The organism is Natronococcus jeotgali DSM 18795 (assembly GCF_000337695.1).
GTDB lineage: Archaea > Halobacteriota > Halobacteria > Halobacteriales > Natrialbaceae > Natronococcus > Natronococcus jeotgali.
Map to the genome: position 1 here is coordinate 1 of NZ_AOIA01000097.1, position 2,716 is coordinate 2,716.

At 57.2% G+C, this 2,716-nt stretch carries 4 protein-coding genes; 3 read left to right on the top strand and 1 reads right to left on the bottom strand.

Going from position 1 to position 2,716, the window contains the following annotated elements; all coding sequences use genetic code 11:
* Positions 1-50 precede the first annotated feature (50 nt).
* Both C492_RS10460 and C492_RS10470 read left to right on the top strand, forming a co-directional pair.
* Positions 51-380 carry a hypothetical protein gene (locus C492_RS10460; protein WP_008423224.1) on the top strand — a complete coding sequence of 110 codons (330 nt, stop codon included), beginning with the start codon at positions 51-53 and terminating at the stop codon, positions 378-380.
* Positions 381-638: 258 nt separating this feature from the next.
* Positions 639-1,241: a hypothetical protein gene (locus C492_RS10470; RefSeq protein ID WP_008423228.1), complete on the top strand. Its 603-nt coding sequence runs from the start codon at positions 639-641 to the stop codon at positions 1,239-1,241.
* A gap of 31 nt (positions 1,242-1,272) precedes the next feature.
* On the opposite strand, the gene C492_RS10475 is transcribed toward C492_RS10470, so the two are convergent.
* Positions 1,273-1,512, bottom strand: coding sequence for a hypothetical protein (locus tag C492_RS10475; RefSeq protein ID WP_008423231.1), 240 nt, complete (start codon positions 1,510-1,512; stop codon positions 1,273-1,275).
* Between the two features lie 262 nt (positions 1,513-1,774).
* Between C492_RS10475 and C492_RS23695 the strand changes: the two genes are divergently transcribed.
* The gene (locus C492_RS23695; protein ID WP_152424882.1) at positions 1,775-1,981 is read left to right on the top strand and encodes a hypothetical protein; all 207 of its coding nucleotides are present in this window, start codon (positions 1,775-1,777) and stop codon (positions 1,979-1,981) included.
* Positions 1,982-2,716 lie beyond the last annotated feature (735 nt).

A 2,716-nucleotide genomic window follows, 5' to 3' on the forward strand; every position in this document is an offset into this window, starting at 1 on the left:
AGGCAGTCTCCCGCCGGCTACGGCCGGTCGAACTATTGTAGGTGGTCTCGATGGCAGATGACTCTGACTCAACAGAGCGGAAATCGATCAATATCGAGATCCCCGACGGCGACGATACCAGCTATGTCTCACTCAAGGTACCGGCCGATCAGTACGACGAGTTCACGCGCGTAAAGAACGACCAAGGACTAACCTGGCGCGGACTATTGGTTCACGCCTACCGTAATCTCGAGGCTCCGGGTGATCTCGATCCAGATGCTGGCCAACACTCGAAACTGAATGCGCTCCGCAAGCGAAACGGGCTGACCTGGAAAGGGATGCTCCTATTCGCCGTTCGCGATCTCAAAGAACAGATGCGGAAAGGTGAGAGCCATGAGTAGCTACCGTCTCGGCCGCCGAGAGCTCGTCGCAGGCGGAGCCACGTTGGTGGCGACCAGTCTCGCCGGCTGTACCGCAGGGATTGGTCCCGAGAACGACGTGTTCGAATCAGTCGACACCAACGAGGGTACCCTCGAGATTGTCATCGCCGACGATACCGACATCTCCAACGTGACGCTCACGACTGGTGGCGAGGTCGTCAACGAGACGTCAGTCTCGCCAGGCCAGACAAAGGTCTCGTTCCCGCTAGTCAATATGNTATGAGCTGGAACAGCGTCGACTGGATGTACCAGCCCGGCGAGTATACAGTGACGGCCCGCGAGGGAGATACCGACCACCAGCACGAACTGACTCTCGAGCCCGAGACGGAGATCGTCGATCTCCGTGCCGTCGAGCGCAATTCCGAGATCTTTCTCGAGGTCGTGGTCGCCAACGAGGGCAGCGGGCCCGATATTATCCGCGATATCGATGTTACCCACGACGCCGTCGACGTGCAGCTCCCATTCGGCGAATCTAACAGTGATGGGAACGGGTTCCAGATCAACGTCAACGGCGACAGGAGGGGTGACTTCTACACCACCCTCCCACTCACCGTCGGTGGGGAACGGGTGTTTGAGACCAACAGCCCTGTCCTAGGGTTCGACGTCTCGTCGCAGTACTCCGATAACGGGACCTACTCAGATATCGCCGAGCTCGAGAGCGAATGGCGTGATGAGGAGATCGACGTCCCCGTCCGACTCGGTATGGCGGGCGACGTACTCGAGGTGACGGCGACAGTCCGGTTCGAAGGCGAGGTCGTAGAACGATCGCGATCGCGAGGAACCTACTTCGGAGGGACGACGATCGTCGACGTTTCGTCGTAACGTAGCGGTCTATTTTTATTCGGAGGACGGTTCAACTGGCGATCAGGCCAGCGCCCATCACAAGCAGGATGAAGTAGATCATCCCCGCGGAGAACCTTCGGAGGCCGCCCGCCTGGGCCGTCCCCGCCATCAGGTAGAGGATCACCGCTGACAGGCCGATGACGATCGGGCCCGCGATGTGGCCGTCCAACAGCAGTACGATCGCTGCGTAGAGCGTCACGGCCGCTACCAGCCGGACCGCCGCCGCGTTTGCGCGAAGTATGAAATTCATGGTTATAACACACACAAATCTTGTAGTATATAACTGTTCGGACGAGTGTTGTGTCTCGAGAGACCGCCTTCTCTAGAACCCCGTAGAGCGTGTCATAGAATCGTCCCTACAGAATTGTTTTCACCCTGACCTCTAACGAACCAGCTGATAGAGAGAGCGTGCGTACTGAACAGCCACAGATGTTATCCAGTTAATCAAAACAGCAGGTTTCAGTGAAAAACTCAGGAGTTAATCCGTGTTCAGGTTCTTACTCTGATGGCTCATGAACAAGAACAACACACCCGAAGACGAGCTACGAACCGATCCACCGTCTGCGAATGAAGATGTAGCAAAACTCCGCCTTCAACTGTCTCACTATTCTCTTTCTGAATTAGAGCAGGAGGGATTAGTGAGGTATGACAGGGATGAGCAGATTGTAAAGAAGGGGCCGAGGTTTGATGAAAAGAAATCAGAGGGTGATATTGACTAATCGCTATTCGCGAGTTCGTTACTCACTTGCCCTGTATCTATCACTTCGGTCACTTTGAAGGGGACGAGAAGAATTCTAGGACACACTCCCCGCATCTTACTCTCCGTTCAACGTCACGTTCTCGAGCATCGGCGTGTTCCCACTCATCACGTCCGTCGGCTCGGACCCAGCATCCCATCCCTCAGTTTGAATCACTATGTCCCGAAGCGTTACCGGGGCCGACGTCCCCGAGTAGAAGGCATCCGCGGGCTTGAGGAGATTGATGCGACAGTTCTCGATCACCGACTCGGTCACGCCAGAGCGCGTCCCGATCGCGTAGTTCCCACCCGCGCCGCTGGCGTCGTCTTCGTAGGCGACCGTCACATCGCAGTCACGGATCATACCGGGNATACCGGGTCCGTCGTAGTGCCAGATCGAGCGCTGGGCGGAGTGGACGCCGGAGGGCATCCGGTCGATAATCACCGTACAGCCTTCGACGGTCGACTGCTCGTAGGCCACGCCGTCGCCATCGATCTCGGGAATAGGCTCCCAGTTGCCCGTATCGTTGAATCGGATGTTCGACGTCCCGGAGTTCGAGCAGACGCAGTCTTTGACGATCTGGCGTCCACCACCCTGGACATACAGTCCGTTGTCGGGCCAAGGGCCGCAGATCACGTTCTGGTAAAGCGTCGTACCGGCAGCATCGGGATGACCTGCAAGCCCCGTCGTCGACCAGCTCTGTCCAAACTCGTGTTC